At 65.8% G+C, this 15,551-nt stretch carries 9 protein-coding genes and 1 pseudogene; 4 read left to right on the top strand and 6 right to left on the bottom strand.

The features are described 5' to 3' along the window. Positions 1–116: 116 nt before the first annotated feature. The 4 genes and pseudogenes from ACVILH_RS03055 to atzD form a co-directional block, all read right to left on the bottom strand. Entirely contained in the window at positions 117–806 is a 690-nt protein-coding gene (locus tag ACVILH_RS03055) for a Fe2+-dependent dioxygenase (RefSeq protein WP_456711561.1), read from the bottom strand. 60 nt (positions 807–866) lie between these two features. Continuing rightward, a complete protein-coding gene (locus ACVILH_RS03050; protein ID WP_456711560.1) occupies positions 867–3,392 on the bottom strand; it encodes a TonB-dependent receptor in 2,526 nt (841 codons plus the stop codon). A gap of 427 nt (positions 3,393–3,819) precedes the next feature. Further along, positions 3,820–6,229, bottom strand: a pseudogene (locus tag ACVILH_RS03045) (TonB-dependent siderophore receptor). A gap of 270 nt (positions 6,230–6,499) precedes the next feature. After that, positions 6,500–7,615, bottom strand: a complete 1,116-nt coding sequence (gene atzD / locus ACVILH_RS03040; RefSeq protein WP_456711559.1) for a cyanuric acid amidohydrolase — start codon at positions 7,613–7,615, stop codon at positions 6,500–6,502. A 122-nt stretch (positions 7,616–7,737) separates the two neighbouring features. On the opposite strand from atzD, the gene ACVILH_RS03035 reads away from it, so the two are divergent. The 3 genes from ACVILH_RS03035 (at position 7,738) to ACVILH_RS03025 (ending at position 10,159) form a co-directional block, all read left to right on the top strand. Then, positions 7,738–8,541 carry an MBL fold metallo-hydrolase gene (locus ACVILH_RS03035; RefSeq protein ID WP_456711558.1) on the top strand — a complete coding sequence of 268 codons (804 nt, stop codon included), beginning with the start codon at positions 7,738–7,740 and terminating at the stop codon, positions 8,539–8,541. Between the two features lie 493 nt (positions 8,542–9,034). Further along, positions 9,035–9,523, top strand: coding sequence for a DUF427 domain-containing protein (locus ACVILH_RS03030; RefSeq protein ID WP_456711557.1), 489 nt, complete (start codon positions 9,035–9,037; stop codon positions 9,521–9,523). Positions 9,524–9,676: 153 nt separating this feature from the next. Next, positions 9,677–10,159 (top strand): hypothetical protein, encoded by a 483-nt coding sequence (locus ACVILH_RS03025; RefSeq protein ID WP_456711556.1) that lies wholly within the window; start codon positions 9,677–9,679, stop codon positions 10,157–10,159. A 1,704-nt stretch (positions 10,160–11,863) separates the two neighbouring features. On the opposite strand, the gene ACVILH_RS03020 is transcribed toward ACVILH_RS03025, so the two are convergent. Together ACVILH_RS03020 and ACVILH_RS03015 are read right to left on the bottom strand one after the other, a co-directional pair. After that, positions 11,864–12,274 (bottom strand): hypothetical protein, encoded by a 411-nt coding sequence (locus tag ACVILH_RS03020; RefSeq protein ID WP_456711555.1) that lies wholly within the window; start codon positions 12,272–12,274, stop codon positions 11,864–11,866. Between the two features lie 128 nt (positions 12,275–12,402). After that, the gene (locus tag ACVILH_RS03015; protein WP_456711554.1) at positions 12,403–13,056 is read right to left on the bottom strand and encodes a hypothetical protein; all 654 of its coding nucleotides are present in this window, start codon (positions 13,054–13,056) and stop codon (positions 12,403–12,405) included. Between the two features lie 597 nt (positions 13,057–13,653). Here ACVILH_RS03015 and htpG point away from each other — a divergent pair. Next, positions 13,654–15,528, top strand: a complete 1,875-nt coding sequence (gene htpG, locus ACVILH_RS03010; RefSeq protein WP_456711553.1) for a molecular chaperone HtpG — start codon at positions 13,654–13,656, stop codon at positions 15,526–15,528. The last annotated feature ends 23 nt before the right edge of the window (positions 15,529–15,551 follow it).

Raw genomic sequence — 15,551 nt, 5'->3', positions numbered from 1 at the left:
TCGAGCATCGCCAGATGCTCCAGAAAACATTTGAGCCGGGCTGCTCCGTCGGGGCAGCCCGGCTCATGGCCGATCGCGATCGATGATTGACCCGCGGGAGCGGGTGAATGCGGAGCTCAGACCTCCGCCCAGTAGCGGATCAGGTTGTGATAGAGGCCGGTCAGCCGCACCATCTCCGGATCGTCGCGTCCCAGCCGCTGCGACAATCCCTGGATCGTGGTGTCGAGATCGAAGATCATGCTGCGCGCCAGGGGATCGCGGATCATGCTCTGCAGCCAGAAGAACGAGGCGACGCGGACGCCGCGCGTCACCGGCGTCACCATGTGCAGGCTGGAGGCGGGATACAGCACGAGGTCGCCGGCCGGCAGCTTGACCTCGTGCGAGCCATAGAGATCCTCGATGACAAGCTCGCCGCCGTCATACTCTTCGGGCTCGGAGAGAAACAGCGTGACCGACAGGTCGGTGCGGATGCGCAGGCCGGTGAGCTTGTCGCCACGCACGGCGTTGTCGACGTGGATGCCGAAATGATGGCCGGAATCGGCCGCGTAGCGGTTGAACAGCGGCGGGAAGATCTGCTGCGGGATGGCGGCGGCGAGAAAGCGGGGATTGGCGGTCATCGCTGAGATGATGCGGTGGCCGAGCTTGCGCGCCACCTCGCTGTCGGGCGGCAGCTGCTCGTTGCGCTTGACCATGGCCGACTGGGCGCCGGCCGTCGAGCGGCCGTCCTCCCAGTCGCTTTGGTCCATGATGCGGCGGAACTCCGCCACATCGTCCTTGCTCAGAATTCCGGGGACACAGATCAGCATGAACTCATCAACTCGATATGTGCCCGCCGGATGCAGGCCCCGGTTGCGGGACGCCTGCGATCAGAACCGTCCGGAGACGACGATCGATGCGCTCCGTCCCGGGCCGACGAACGTGAACGGCGCGGCACTCTGATAGAAGGCGTCGTAGTAGAGCTTGTCGAAGATGTTGGCAACGAACAGCTTCGCGGTCCAGTTCTTGTTGATCTTGGCTTCGGCGAAGGCGTCGAACCGCCAGTAGCTCGGCAGCTCCGTGCCCTGGTTGGCCGCCAGCCATGTGCCGCCGTAGATCTTGGAGCGGTACACCGCCTGGCCGCCGATCTCCCAGGTGTCGTTGATCTCGTACTTCGTCAGCAGGCTGAACGACTGGTGCGCGGTGTTGGCGAGCTGCAGGCCGACATTGCTGGCGAACAGCGCCGTGTTCGCGGGCAGGATGTTCGACTTGGTCACCTCGGATTCCATCAGCACGAGGCCGCCGAAGATGCTCCATTTGTCGGTCAGCTTGCCGCCCGCCTGCAGGTCGATGCCGCGGATGCGATAGGCTGCACCGGCCGAGATGCAGGGCACGCTGCCCGTGGTGGCGTTATAGGGGCACGCCGCGGTCGCCGTCTGTTTCGTGACGTTGAACGACTCGCGGGCATTCTCCTTCTCGGTCTGGAACAGCGCGCCGGTCACCAGCAGGCGGCCGTCGAGCAGCTCCCATTTGGTGCCGATCTCGATCGAGGTGTTCTTCTCGGGCCCGAACACCTGGTTGGCGCCGCCATTGGTGACCGCCGTCAGGCCGCCATAGGCGGCGCTGAGACCGTCGAACTCCGCGCCGACCGGGTTCGACGACGTCGCATAGGCCGCATAGAAGCTCGCATAGGGCACCGGCTTCAAGGTCAGGCCGAGGTTGAAGTTCGGCAGGCCGCTGGAAGCTGCGGTCGAGCCGGGCACGTTGGCGACGCCGTTGACCGTGCCGAAGCCATCGACCCGGACGTCGTATTTGTCATAGCGGACGCCGCCATTGAGGATCACGAGATCCCGGTAGTTGACGCTGTCGAGCGCATAGACGCTCACGGTGTCGACCTTCAGGTTGGTCGGGAATTGGCTCAGCGAGGGAATGCCGAACGGCAGGTTGGTGAACTGCGGGTTGAACACGCTCACCCCCGACAGCGAGCCGGATCCCGAAAAGGGCAGGCCCTGCTGCTCGGAGGTCAGGCCGGTGTAGCTGTTGATGAGGGCCTTTTCCTGCGACACTTCGAGACCGGCGACGAGGGTGTGCCGGAACGGGCCGGTGTCGAACTTGTAGGTCGCATCGAGCTGGTTGGCGAGCACGTCGGTCTGCTGGAAGCGGCTCTGCGGGTTGGCGCGGATCACCGAGTTCTCGATCGGGTTGGTGATCGTGGCGCCTTCCGGCAGCGTGCCGATGTAGTTCAGGGTCGAGCGCGACACCCGGACCTTGTCGGAGATCGTCAGGTCCGGGGTGATCTTCACCTCGGCGTTGAGCGTGCCGATGTCCTGGCCGATGCGCTGGAAGTCGCGGTTGACGAAGCCGTACCAGGCGTTGCGCGGTGCGCCGACTTCCGGGAACGGCGCGCCCGCGGTGAGCGTGCTCGGACGATAATAGGGGACGCCGAAGTCCGGGCGGCCCGAGACCTCGGTGTGGATGTAGTTGGCCGCGAGCGTCACGGTGTCGAGCGGCGTCCATTTGGTGGCGATGAAGCCGCCATTGCGGTTGTCGGTGACGTAGTCGCGCCCGGCGACGCCGGCATCCTGGAACAGCCCGCCGACGCGCGCGGCGAAGGTGGGCGTGATCTTCTGGTTGACGTCGATCACCACGCGCTTGGTCTGGTCGGTGCCGAGCGTGGTGTCCATGTTGTAGAAGCTGTTCTCGGTCGTGGCCTGCTTGGTCACGATGTTGATCGCGCCACCGGTGGTGCCGCGGCCGGCGAAGGACGAGGCCGGGCCGCGCAGGATCTCGACCTGCTCGGTGAAGAAGTTCTCGCGCACCGAGACGCCGGCGTCGCGCACGCCATCGATGAACACGTCGTTGCGGGCGTCGAAGCCGCGGATGAAGAAGCGGTCGCCGAAGGCGTTGCCGCCTTCGCCGGTGCCGAGCGTCACGCCGGCGGTCGACAGCACGGCGGATTTCAAGCTGGTGGAGTTTTTGTCGGCCAGGATCTCCTTGCTCAGCACCGTGACCGTCTTCGGCGTGTTCAGGAGCTTCTCCGGAAACTTGCCGGAGGCCTGCAACCGCTCGCCCTTGTAGTCTGAGGCGGGGCTGGAATAGGGGTTGCGGTCGGGCGGCAGGCTGCTCTTCGGCGCGGCCGCCTGTTGCTGCTGCTGCTGACGGGCCGCGCGGCGCATCGCGTCGCGGGCGCGGGTCTGCTCGGCGCTCGGGCGAGAGGCCGCCGGCTTCGGACGGGCGACCGGGGCTTCGACCGTGACGGACGGCAGCGGCGCCTGCTGGGCTTCGGCACTGGAGAACGATGCGACCGCGATCAGGCTCGCGACCGCCGAGACCGTCACGCCGGACATCTCGGCGGAGGGTTCCTCTGCGTGCCAGCTTGCTCCCCGCAAGCTCCTTGGAAAGACTGCCTTACCCATACTCGACCACCCCATTCGTTACGCAACTTGAGACTTGGGCTTGGAACCCTCGGGCTCCCCTGGGAGCCTCGGGCTCGTTGAACGCCGCAACCGGCCGCGCCAGTTGCGAATGCAAGTCAAGAAGCGAGGGAAAGCGGTCCAAAGCTGGATCCGCCGATGGCCGGAATGCGAAAAGTGTCCATCCGTTTCCGAGAATGACAATTGCTCGCAAGTTGTCGCATTGCGGCAACAGATGAAACCTACTGGTTGCGCGCGCTGATCCGCTGCAATCCTTGATCAGGCGGGTGGCGGCACGTGATACCGCCGGATGACGCCACCCCCTGTGTCGGAATTTCTCAGGCTGCGGCGTTTCGTCTCGCCGCGGCACCCGCCGCACCTGCGAGGTGCGGCGGGAATCGGGCGATAACATTGCTCGGTCGTGATCCCCTCAAAACTTCGCAGTGGTGATCAGGTAGAAAGCCCGTCCCGGCGCGACCTGCGTGAACGGCACGTTGCTGCGATAGAACGTGTCGTAATAGAGCTGGTTGGTGATGTTCTGGGCGTAGAGCTTGGCGCTCCAGTTCTTGTCGAACTGCTTCTCGATGAAAGCGTCGAAGCGCCAGTAGCTCGGCAGCTCGTTGCCGGTGTTGGCCGCGAAGGTGCCGCCAAACACCTTGGAGCGGTACACGGCCTGACCGCCGATCTCCCAGCCGTCATCGAGCTTGTACTTCGAGAGCACGCTCAGCGACTGGTGGGCGATGTTGGCGAGCTGCAGGCCGTTGTTGGAGGCGACGCCGCTCTGTGTCACCTTGGACTGCATCAGCACCAGGCCGCCGAAGATGCTCCAGCGATCGGTCAGCTTGCCCTCCGCCTCGATGTCGATGCCCTGGATGCGATAGGCAGCGCCCGAGGTCAGCAGGCCGTTGACGGTCTCGCGGGCATTGTCCTTGGTGGTCTGGAACAGCGCGCCGGTCACCAGCAGATGCCGGTCGAACAGCTCCCATTTGGTGCCGATCTCCGCGCCCTTGTTGCGCTCCGGTCCGAGGATGATGGTGCTGTTCGGCGGAATGCCGCCGTAATCCGTCGCGGTGCCGTCGAGCTCCGAGCCGAACGGATTGGCCGACGTCGCATAGGCCGCATAGAGGCTGCCGATCGGCAGCGGCTTGAACACCAGGCCGACATTGTAGTTGAACAGGTCGGAATCGACCGTTGCCGACGCCGTGTTGTTCGATGAGCGCATCGCATAGCCGTCATAGCGCACGCCGCCGGTGAAGATCAGCGTGTCACGCCAGTTCGCGGTGTCGATGACATAGGCGCTCTTGCTGTCGACGTCGTAGCGCGTCGGGTTGCCGGTCAGGTAGCCCACGGTCGTGAACGGCAGGTTGGTATAGGCCGGGCTGTAGATGCTCTGGTTCTGCAGCCCGCCGGTGGCGGTGCCCGCCGTGCCGAACGCCTCGGAGGCCAGGCCGGCATAGCGGTCGATCGAGATCTTCTCCTTGGAGAACTCGGTGCCCATCACCGTGGTGTGCTTGATCGATCCCGTATCATATTTGAACGTCAGGTCGTTCTGGTTGGCCCAATTGTCGACCGTCTGATAGCGGCTCTGCGGGCTGGCGTTGAAGACCCATTTGGTCGGATCCGGGCTCGCCGTGCCGGTCACGCTCGCATTCGGCAGCGTGCCGATATAGTTCAGCTCGGAATGCTCGCCGCGCAGCTTGCTCGAGAAGGTGACGCTGTCGCTGAGCTTGAGCTCGGCCGCCAGCGTGCCGAAATCCTGCCGCGCCGCCTGGAAGTCGCGGTTGAGAAAGCCGTACCAGGTGTTGCGCGGGATGCCGGCCGAGGTCACCGGGATGTTGCCCTGCTTGTAGAACGGCACACCGAAATCCGGATAGCCCGAGAGATCGGTGTGGACGTAGTTCGTCGTCACCTTCAGCGAATCGTTCGGCGTCCATTTGGTCGAGACGAAGCCGCCCCAGCGGTCATCGGTGACGTGGTCGCGCCCCGCCACGTTGGCGTCCTGGAACAGGCCGCCGGTGCGCACCGCGAAGGTCGGCGAGATCGTCTGGTTGACGTCGAGCGTGACGCGCTTGGTCTGGTCGGTGCCGATCGTCGACTCGGCATTATAGAAATTGCGGTCGCCGGCCTGCTTGGTGATGATGTTGATGGCGCCGCCGGCGGTGCCGCGGCCGGCATAGGCCGAGGCGGGGCCGCGCAGGATCTCGACCTGCTCGGTGAAGAAGTTCTCGCGCACCGACACCGCGGGATCGCGGATGCCGTCGATGAAGATGTCGTTGCGGGCATCGAAGCCGCGGATGAAGAAGCGGTCGCCGAACGCGTTGCCGCCTTCGCCGGAGCCGAGCGTGACGCCGGCGGTGGAGCGGCCGACCTCCTTCAAGGTGGTGATGCGCTTGTCCTCCATCACCTCCTTGCTCATCACGGTGATGGTCTTCGGCGTGTTCACCAGCTTCTCGGTGAACTTGCCGGAGGCGACGCGGTCGACCTTATAGGGCGCGGCGGCATCGGCATAAGGATTGGCGTCGGGCGGCGTCTGCGGGCCGGCGGGCGCCGGCTGCTGCTGCGGCTGGCGCGCGGCGCGGCGCAGCGCGCTGCTGGGCGCGGACCTGGTCGGCTGATGGCCGCGACGCCGCCGGCTTGGCGCGGCTCGCCGGCGCTTCGACGGTGACGGACGGCAGCGGCGCCTGTTGCGCCTCGGCCCCGGAGAACGATGCCACCGCGATCAGGCTCGCCACCGCCGACACCTTCACGCCGGAGATGTCCCTCCCGGTCAGGTCGGGAGCGGCGCCCCCTGAATGCGCCACCCCGGCGCGCAGACTTGCTGGAAAAACGGCTTGTCCCATACTCAACCACCCCATTGGATACGCAGAGCTGACTCTGGTTCGTGGTCCGCAATCGGCCCGTTCCAATTGCGAATGCTTCTCAACAAGGGGGTGGAATGGGACCGAAACTGGTTCCGTGGGTGGCGGAACCGGGAATATGCATGTGATAATCAGTCGCATCTAGTGCCGATGGGGCGCTCGCCGGTCGTGAAATACCGTGTCGCGCGAAGATGCCCCACCGGGGCGCATCCCCTGCGGGTTTCACCAATGCTGGGTAAGCTGAGGGCGCGATCAGCCGCGGTCGGCGATGATCGCAATCGGTCCGCCGCCATCCGGGCCCTGATGCTCGGCGCCGCCGGAGACGAACAGGTCGGTGAAGCCGAACAATCCGGCCAGCGCCCCACCGACGAAGGCGCGGGCATGGCGGGTCGAGGAGATGTCGCTGTCGTCGAGCATGGTATGGCGGCGTCCGCGCAGCCTGCCGCTCTGCGCCGCCTCCGCCTTGGCGAGCACCGCGGCGATGCGGCCGCGCGCGGCCACCGGCACCTGGCCCGCCGCATCGATCCCGAGCCGGGCCAGCGCGGCCCGCGCCGGCTCGATGTCGATTGCATCGCGCATGACGGCGTGATCGATGCCGAGCGGGCCGCTCCAATCCGCGGACATGCCGGCCACCATGATCTCGTGATCGAGCAGCTCGACCCCGCCCGATGTGGCGGCGCGCTCGCTGTAGCGCGTGTAGTCCGCGCAGATCATGGCATCCGACAGGTCGGACAGCGCGATCTCGCCGAGCGCGACGCCGACCCCGAGCGCCGACGCGCCGCGTGAGAATCCCATCGACTTCAGCGTATCGCGCACGGCGGTGCGGGCGCCCCGCGTCTCCACCGCCTCGATCCGCTCCATCGTCAGAAGCGGGCATTTCACCTGGACGTAGTGGACATCGCCGGCATCCGTGATGCCGGCATCGGCCATCGCGGCGCGCACGCCGGCGGCGACCTGCTCGACCTGCTGAAGCCGGCCGAGATGCTCGCTCGGCAGCACCGGCGTCCGCGCGCGCCCCAGCGCCAGCGACTTGGCATGAGCGCGCGGTGCGCCGGCCTCATCCTCGCGCGCCTCGAACACGATCATGTGCGGCGACAGCGCGCCCTCGGTGCCGCCGGACATCACCATCGCGATCTGCCGGACCGCGTCAGCCGCCAGATGTTTTTCGAGCAGCGCCTCCAGCGAGCGCACCGCGAAGGCGCGGGTGAAATCGTTGACGCAGCCATTGCCCTCGGTCTTGCCGAGAATGGCGACGATGCCGGCCGGGTCGATCGTGCCGTGCGCGATCGCCGCCTGCAACGCGCCGACATCGTCGGGCCCGCGCATCGGCAGGCGGTGAACGGCGGCGCGGCGCAAGGCGGTCGGCATGTCCAGGGCTCCCGGTGAGTGTCGCGCCGACGATAGGCAATCACGATGCCGCGCGCGATGCTGTTGCGGGATGGCCGGCATGCTATCCTCGCCATCCCCGCTTTCGCACATCCCGGTGATCCATGGCTCTCTGGACCTGCTCACAATGCGGCGCGCAGTTTCCCGACACCCCAGTGCCGCCAGCCCAGTGCGTCGTCTGCGAGGACGAGCGGCAATATGTGAGCTGGAACGGCCAGAGCTTCCTCAGCCGCGACGAGTTGGCAACCCGCCACCAGGTCGTCTGCCGCGCGGATGGTGGCCTGACCGGCCTCGCCTTGGAGCCGAGCTTCGCGATCGGCCAGCGCGCGCTGCTGATCCCCGAGCCGGACGGCTGCGTGATGTGGGACTGCATCCCCTTGGCGACCGAGGCGGCGATCGCGCAGGTGCGCGCGCTCGGCGGGCTCAAGGCGATCGCGATCTCGCATCCGCATTACTATGGCGCAGTCGCCGATTGGAGCGCCGCGTTCGACAACGCGCCGGCCTATCTGCATGGCGAGGATGCAGCCTTCGTCACCCGGCCGCATCCCGCCATCGTGCCATGGAGCGGCGACACGCTGCAGATCTCCGACGACATCAGTCTGCTGCGCACCGGCGGCCATTTCGCCGGCGCGACCATGCTGCATTGGCGCAACGGCGCCGGCGGCAAGGGCGCACTGTTTGCCGGCGACATCGCCATGGTGGCGATGGACCGCCGCCATGTCAGCTTCATGTATTCCTATCCGAACTACATCCCACTCGGCCCCGCCGCCGTGCGCCGCATCGCCGATGCCGTGGCGCCGCTGGCCTTCGACCGCATCTACGGCGCCTGGTGGCAGAAGAACGTCGCCGAGGACGGAAAAGCGGCGTTCGACCGTTCCGTGACGCGCTATCTCGAGGCGATCGCGTGAGCTGAGCACCCCGTGCAAGTCGCGTCTACATGAGCGCGCTGGTCATGGTTCATGTGCACTCGCGCGCTCGGCGCAAATTCTCTGCATGATCAGTTTGTTCATGGTCGATTTCCGGACGGTCCAACCCGAACGCTCGCTGCCAGCCTCTCCCCGCGTGCGGGGAGAGGCCGGATTGCATCGACAGATGCAATCCGGGTGAGGGGGGCTCTCCGCACGGTCGGTGGGTGTGGCTGCCCCTCACCCCAACCCTCTCCCCGTAAGAACGGGGAGAGGGAGCGCACCGACCTCGCCGCGCCGACGTTCGTTCCAGTCCCCATAAGCAACATGCTCATGCTCGATGTGCAGCGCCGCCCCGGCGCCAATCCTCACGGTGAGGAGGCGCGTAGCGCCGTCTCGAACCATGAGGCCCGACTGTTTCCCTGATTGATCCTCATCGATGTGTCCCACGTTTATTGCCTGAGGCGGCCGCTTCGCCGCATAGGGAGACATGGTCATGCAACGCATCGCGCCGGGACCCGGGCAGGAGTCGGTGTGGGACTATCCGCGGCCGCCGCGGCTGGAGCGTTGCGCCACGCGGCTGCGCGTGGTGTTCGCCGGCATCACGATCGCCGATACGCAGGACGGCTATCGCGTGCTCGAGACCAGCCACCCGCCGGTCTACTACCTCCCGCCACAGCATGTTGCGATGCAGTGGCTGCGTCCCGCGGCCGGCCGGTCGTTCTGCGAGTTCAAGGGCTTTGCGAGCTATTGGACCATCGATGTCGATGGCCGCGTGTCGGAGCAGGCGGCGTGGAGCTACCAGCAGCCGACGCCGGCCTTCGCGCCGATCGCCGGCCATCTGGCCTTCTATGCCTCCCGCGTCGAGGCCTGCTTTGTCGGCGACGAGCGCGTGGCCGCGCAGGAGGGCGATTTCTACGGCGGCTGGATCACCTCGGCGGTGGTCGGGCCGTTCAAGGGCGCGCCGGGCACGCGGCATTGGTAGAGGGCGCGATCGGCTGAACCGCGGCGGCCGATCGATCGTATAGTCCAATGTGGTCGGCGCGGGCGTCCTTGCACCGCGGCAGACCATGGACGGGACCGGCGGCATGCGGGAGTCCTCTCCAACTTCCCTGTTCGCGACATCCGGGGGCACGCCATGCGACGGCTGATGAAGTTCCTGCATACGATGGGCGCGATCGGCATGATGGGCGCCATGGCCTGTCTCGTGGTGCTGCTCGGGATGATTCCGCAGCCCTCGGTGTCGCTGGCGCACTACGCCGAGATGCGCGCGGCGATGGGGGCGATCGTGCGCTACGTGTTCTTCCCCTCGCTTGGCCTGACCCTGGTCGCCGGCCTGCTCGCCATCGCCATCAACCGCGCGCTGCACAGCGCCGGCTGGGCGCTCGCCAAGCTCGCCTCCGGTATCCTCGTCTTCGAATGGGGCTTCGCCGCCGTGCAGGGCCCGATGCAGGAAGCCGCCGACGAAGCCGCCCGCGCCGTCGCCGGCCAGATCGATCCCGCAACCCTCGCCCCCAATTTCGGCACCGAGCAGGGCGCCATCTGGGTCATGCTCGGCGTCGCGACGGTGAACGTCATCCTCGGCGTCTGGCGGCCGAAGTTTACGAACCTGCCGGATTGAGTGGGCCTGCAGCCTCCTGTATCACACATGCTTCTAATCTCGCCGCGGGCGCGCTGATTATTACTGTGCCCTCGCCCCTTGCGGGAGAGGGCATGTAGGACGGAGCAACAATCTCGCTCGGGTGAGGGGTATGTCTCCGCGAGCTCGGCGTGCCGAGAGATACCCCTCACCCAACCGAGCACGAGGATGGGCCGTCGATGCCCTCTCCCGCAAGGGGCGAGGGCACTGCATTGCGCAGCGGTGCGGAGGCTACTGCTGTTCCGTCTGACATTTAATGCAGCCTTACAGCCGAGCATGCGGTGATTATTACTGTGCCCTCGCCCCTTGCGGGAGAGGGCATGTAGGACGGAGCAACAATCTCGCTCGGGTGAGGGGTATGTCTCCGCGAGCTCGGCGTGCCGAGAGATACCCCTCACCCAACCGAGCACGAGGATGGGCCGTCGATGCCCTCTCCCGCAAGGGGCGAGGGCACTGCATTGCGCAGCGGTGCGGAGGCTACTGCTGTTCCGTCTGACATTTAATGCAGCCTTACAGCCGAGCATGCGGTGATTATTACTGTGCCCTCGCCCCTTGCGGGAGAGGGCATGTAGGACAGAGCAACGACCTCGCTTGGGTGAGGGGTATGTCTCCGCGAGCTCGGCGTGCCGAGAGAGACCCCTCACCCAACCGAGTACCAGGATGGGCGTCGATGCCCTCTCCGCCCTAGCGAAGCTTTGCTTCGCCTTGGGGGGCGAGGGCACTGCATCGCGCAGCGGTGCGGAGGTTACTGCTGTTCCGTCTGACATTTAATGCGGCCTTTCAGCCGAGCATGCGGTGATTATTACTGTGCCCTCGCCCCCAAGGCGAAGCAAAGCTTCGCTAGGGCGGGAGAGGGCATGTAGGACAGAGCAACGACCTCGCTTGGGTGAGGGGTATGTCTCCGCGAGCTCGGCGTGCCGAGAGAGACCCCTCACCCAACCGAGCACCAGGATGGGCCGGCGCTGCCCTCTCCCACAAGGGGCGAGGGCGCTGTATCGCGCAGCGTTGCGGAGGCGTCCGCTGTTCCGGCGGCCATCTAACGCAGCTCATTCAGCCGAGCTCGCGGCGGCTGTTACTGCGCCCTCTGCCGCCAAGGCAAGGCGTATCCTGCAAACAGAATAAGCTTGCTATTTTTCAGAAATCATGTTTATCTCTCCTCATCCCGCCTCGAGCAGAGGGACGGACGCGTCGTCACGAACGTGAGGTGGGCTGCGATGGACGTGGTGGCGGCGCTGGACGAGCGCTTGGCCGGCACGGACGGCGAAGTCGTGTGGTCCTGGCCTCTCGACGCTGAGGTCAAGTTCGCGGTCGATGCTGTGACGGCTCGCGCGGGCGATGGGGGCAAGAACGCCGATCCCCAGGGAGAGCACGAAGGACACCGTAAAACCATTGCGCGGGGGAGGCCGCTTGGTGGCCCGACCTGTGGTGACTGCCGCCTGCTTTCCTTGTTGCAGGCGGGCCATGGGCCGCGGTCAGCACCCGGCCTTCCCCGCGCCCTCTCGGTTTTCGAGGGCTGACGGCCGTATCACCCGGGCACACCGTGCCGCGGGATCGTGAGCGCGCATGCCCACTATCGTCATGAAAAAGCTGTCCATCGACCTCGGGAGATCGTGGACATGGATCTCATCACTCACAATACGTGCGACGGCAGCGCCGAGGCGGCGCCACCGTCGGTGGTCGAAGGTCTCACAGCTGCGTGGCGCGCAGCTCGATGGTCACGGGCGTGCCCGTACGCTTGGTCGCCGGATCGGCCGGCATCTGCAGCACGCGGGCGCGCTGGCCGGTGGCGAGGTCGGTGACCTTGACGATGCGGCCGTTGGAGAATTCGAGCGCGTCGTGGTGCTCGGTCGGCTTGTTGGTGTCGACCTGGCGGAAGCGGGCGAGATGGGCGCCGACCTTGCGGCGGAAGAAGAATCCCTTGATCCGCACGTCGCCCTCGAAGGCGAGCTCGGTGCCCGGACGCAGGCACACCGCCGTCAAGGGATCGTCCTTGGTCGAGAAGCCGCGGGTCTCCGTGCCGGGGAAGCGACAGGAGACCAGCACGTCGTCGATCTTGGCATCACGGGAAGAGACAGTATGGAGGCTGTAGTCACACATGGAAAGCTCCTGAAGGCACCACCAGCACTGAGGCCGCAACGGCGCAGCGGAGAAGTCGTTCCATGATGTTGAAGCTGTGGCCTGGTTCCACCGCCCGCGCAACGGGCGGTGGAGGCGCGAGCGCCCGATCAGGTGAGATGCGCGGCTTCCTCGGCGTCGTCGTCCTCGGCCGCGCCCCAATGCGAGGCGTCCTTGATGGTCGGGTCGATCAGCTCGCCGCGCAGCAGCGCCAGCGGCGACTTCCAGTACAGCGCGATGTTGTGGAAGGGGTCGGTGAGCACCTTGAACGCCCAGATCAGGCCGGTCGCAACGTCCTGCGTGGCAAACAGCTGGATCACGCGAAACAGGCCACCGCCGATGCCGACTGCAAGCCAGAGCACGCCGACGTGACGGATGAAGTCGGTCCGCGTCGCAGGTGCCTCGAACACGCCGAACAAAGTGGGGAAGGCGAACAGCGCGACCGGCACCAGGCCCCACACCGTCAGCAGGATGATCTTGCGGGTCTGATTGTAGCCGACCTTGACCGCTTCCTTGTAGTCGTTGCTCACGCCGTTGACGTGGTCATAGCCGTTCGGCTCGAAGAAGAAATGTCCCGTCTGGCGCGTCAGCATCGCCAGCCAGCCGACCAGGCCAGCCATCGCCGGATCCTTGAACAGCAGGGCGTAGCAGACGAGGAAGATCACGGCGCTGACCAGGTGCAGCGTCTGATTGATCCGGCTCTGATGATAGTAGCGATAGTCGTCGAAGCGCTGCGTCTGCAGGACTTTGTAGTAGCGCGGCATGCGAATCCCCGTGGGCGTTGTGGAACGGGACCGAGCCGTAGAGCGCTTCAGTGAAGCTGAGGTGACATTATGATGTTGTCACAATGAATGTGAGCGTCGCGGAGAGAGATTTGTTGCATATGCAACAAATAAGCGCCGCGGTGCGCCAAGCGTATCGAGCAACATGCGTCGTCTCGGCAATTGCGGTCATTGATCCATGTCAAAATTCACCACATTCGCTTCCAGCCGCACGAGCGGTGCCCTCCCTCTCCCCGTTCTTCACGGGGAGAGGGTTGGGGTGAGGGGCAGCCGCACCGGCGGTGCAAGCGGAGAGACGGATCCCCTTTATGCGGATTGGTTCTTGTGATGCGATCCAACCTATCATGGCCAGCAGAGCTAGTCGGATTGGAGAGGACAAGTCCGACCGCAAGCACCACCCGTGCCGCTGCCCCTCACCCCGACCCTCTCCCCGTAAGAACGGGGAGAGGGGGCGCACCGGTCGGGCGGATGGCGCGCCTCCGGCCGCGGCTGCCAGCCCCCGCTCAAACTCTTGATCACGGCAATGTCGGCGCTATATCGACGGTCTCTCCTCCACCGCCATTCTGTCCGGGAAGACGCATGACGATGACCGACACCGCCGCCGTATCCCATTCGTTTCAGGCCGAAGTCTCCGAGCTGCTGCATCTGATGGTGCACTCGGTCTATTCCGAGACCGATATTTTCCTTCGCGAATTGATTTCCAACGCCTCCGACGCCTGTGACAAGCTGCGTTATGAGGCCATCGCCCGGCCCGAATTGATCGGCGAGGGCGAGCCGCCGCAGATCCGGATCATCCCGAACAAGGCGGCCAGCACCCTGACCATCGCCGACAGCGGCATCGGCATGGACCGCCAGGAGCTGATCGACCATCTCGGCACCATCGCCCGCTCCGGCACCAAGGCCTTCGTGCAGAAGCTGTCGGAAGCCAAAGACGGCACCGGCCTGATCGGCCAGTTCGGCGTCGGCTTCTATTCCGCCTTCATGGTGGCCGACCGCATCACCGTGATCAGCCGCCGCGCCGGCGGCAGCGAGGTCTGGACCTGGACCTCCACGGGGGGCGCCGGCTTCGAGGTGGCGCCGGCCTCCGAGGAGGACGCCAAGCGGGTGGCGCGCGGCACCGAGATCGTGCTGCACCTCAAGGACGACGCCAAGAAATATCTCGAAACCTACGAAATCGAGCGCATCGTTACCGCCTATTCCGACAACATCCAGTTCCCGATCATGCTGGTCGCCGAGGAGGGCGAGCCGCGCCAGATCAACTCGGCGAGCGCGCTGTGGCAGCGCTCCAAGTCGGAGCTGTCGGCGGAGGATTACGCCAAGGCCTACAAGTCGATCGCCAATGCCTTCGACGAGCCGGCGATGACGCTGCACTACCGCGCCGAGGGCCGCTATTCCTACGCCGTGCTGCTGTTCGCGCCCTCGACCAAGCCGTTCGACCTGTTCGAGCCGGCGCGCAAGGGCAAGGTCAAGCTCTATGTCCGCCGCGTCTTCATCACCGACGACGCCGATCTGATGCCGGCCTACTTGCGCTTCATCCGCGGCGTGATCGACAGCGAGGATTTGCCGCTCAATCTGTCGCGCGAGATGCTGCAGAACAATCCGCAGCTCGGCCAGATCCGCAAGGCCGTGACGACGCGGGTGATCAGCGAGCTGGAGCAGCTCGCCGAGAAGGACGCGGCGAACTTCGAGAAGATCTGGGATTCGTTCGGCGCGGTCATCAAGGAAGGTCTTTACGAAGACTTCGAGCGCCGCGACAAGCTGCTGGCGCTGTCGCGCTTCACCACGACCACGGGCGAGAAGCGCTCGCTGAAGCAATATGTCGAGGGCCTCAAGGAGAACCAGACCGAGATCTACTTCCTGGTCGGCGACAGCCTGGAGCGGCTGAAGTCCAATCCGCGGCTCGAGGCGGCCAAGGCGCGCGGCGTCGAGGTGCTGCTCTTGACCGATCCGGTCGACGCGTTTTGGACCTCGGCGCGGCTCGAGTTCGACGGCAAGCCGCTGAAGTCGCTGAGCCAGGGCGACATCAATTTCGATCCGATCCCGGTGACCGAGACGGCGGCCGAGGACGAGGCCAAGCCGGCGGCGGACGAAGCGAATACGATTGCGCTGATCAAGGCGAGCCTCGGCGATCACGTCACCGACGTGAAGGTGTCGACCCGTCTGACCAGCAGCGCGTCGTGTCTCGTGGCCGGCAGCCATGGGCCGGATCGCGAGCTGGAGCGCATTCTCTCGCAGCAGGCGCGCGGCGCCCGCACCAAGCCGATCCTGGAGATCAATCTGCGCCATCCGCTGGTCGTTGCGGTCGCGAAGGCCGCGGCCGACAAGGCCAAGGTCGACGATCTCTCGTTCCTGCTGCTGGAGCAGGCGCAGATCCTCGACGGCGAGTTGCCGGAGGATCCCGCGGCGTTCGCGGCGCGGCTCAACCGGCTGGTGCTGCAGGGCGTGGCGGCATGAGGTGACGACGGGCGGGCGCCACG

The organism is Bradyrhizobium sp. USDA 4353, assembly GCF_054063215.1.
Note: the sequence above shows the minus strand (reverse complement) of the source record. Positions and strands in the feature narration are given on the sequence as shown.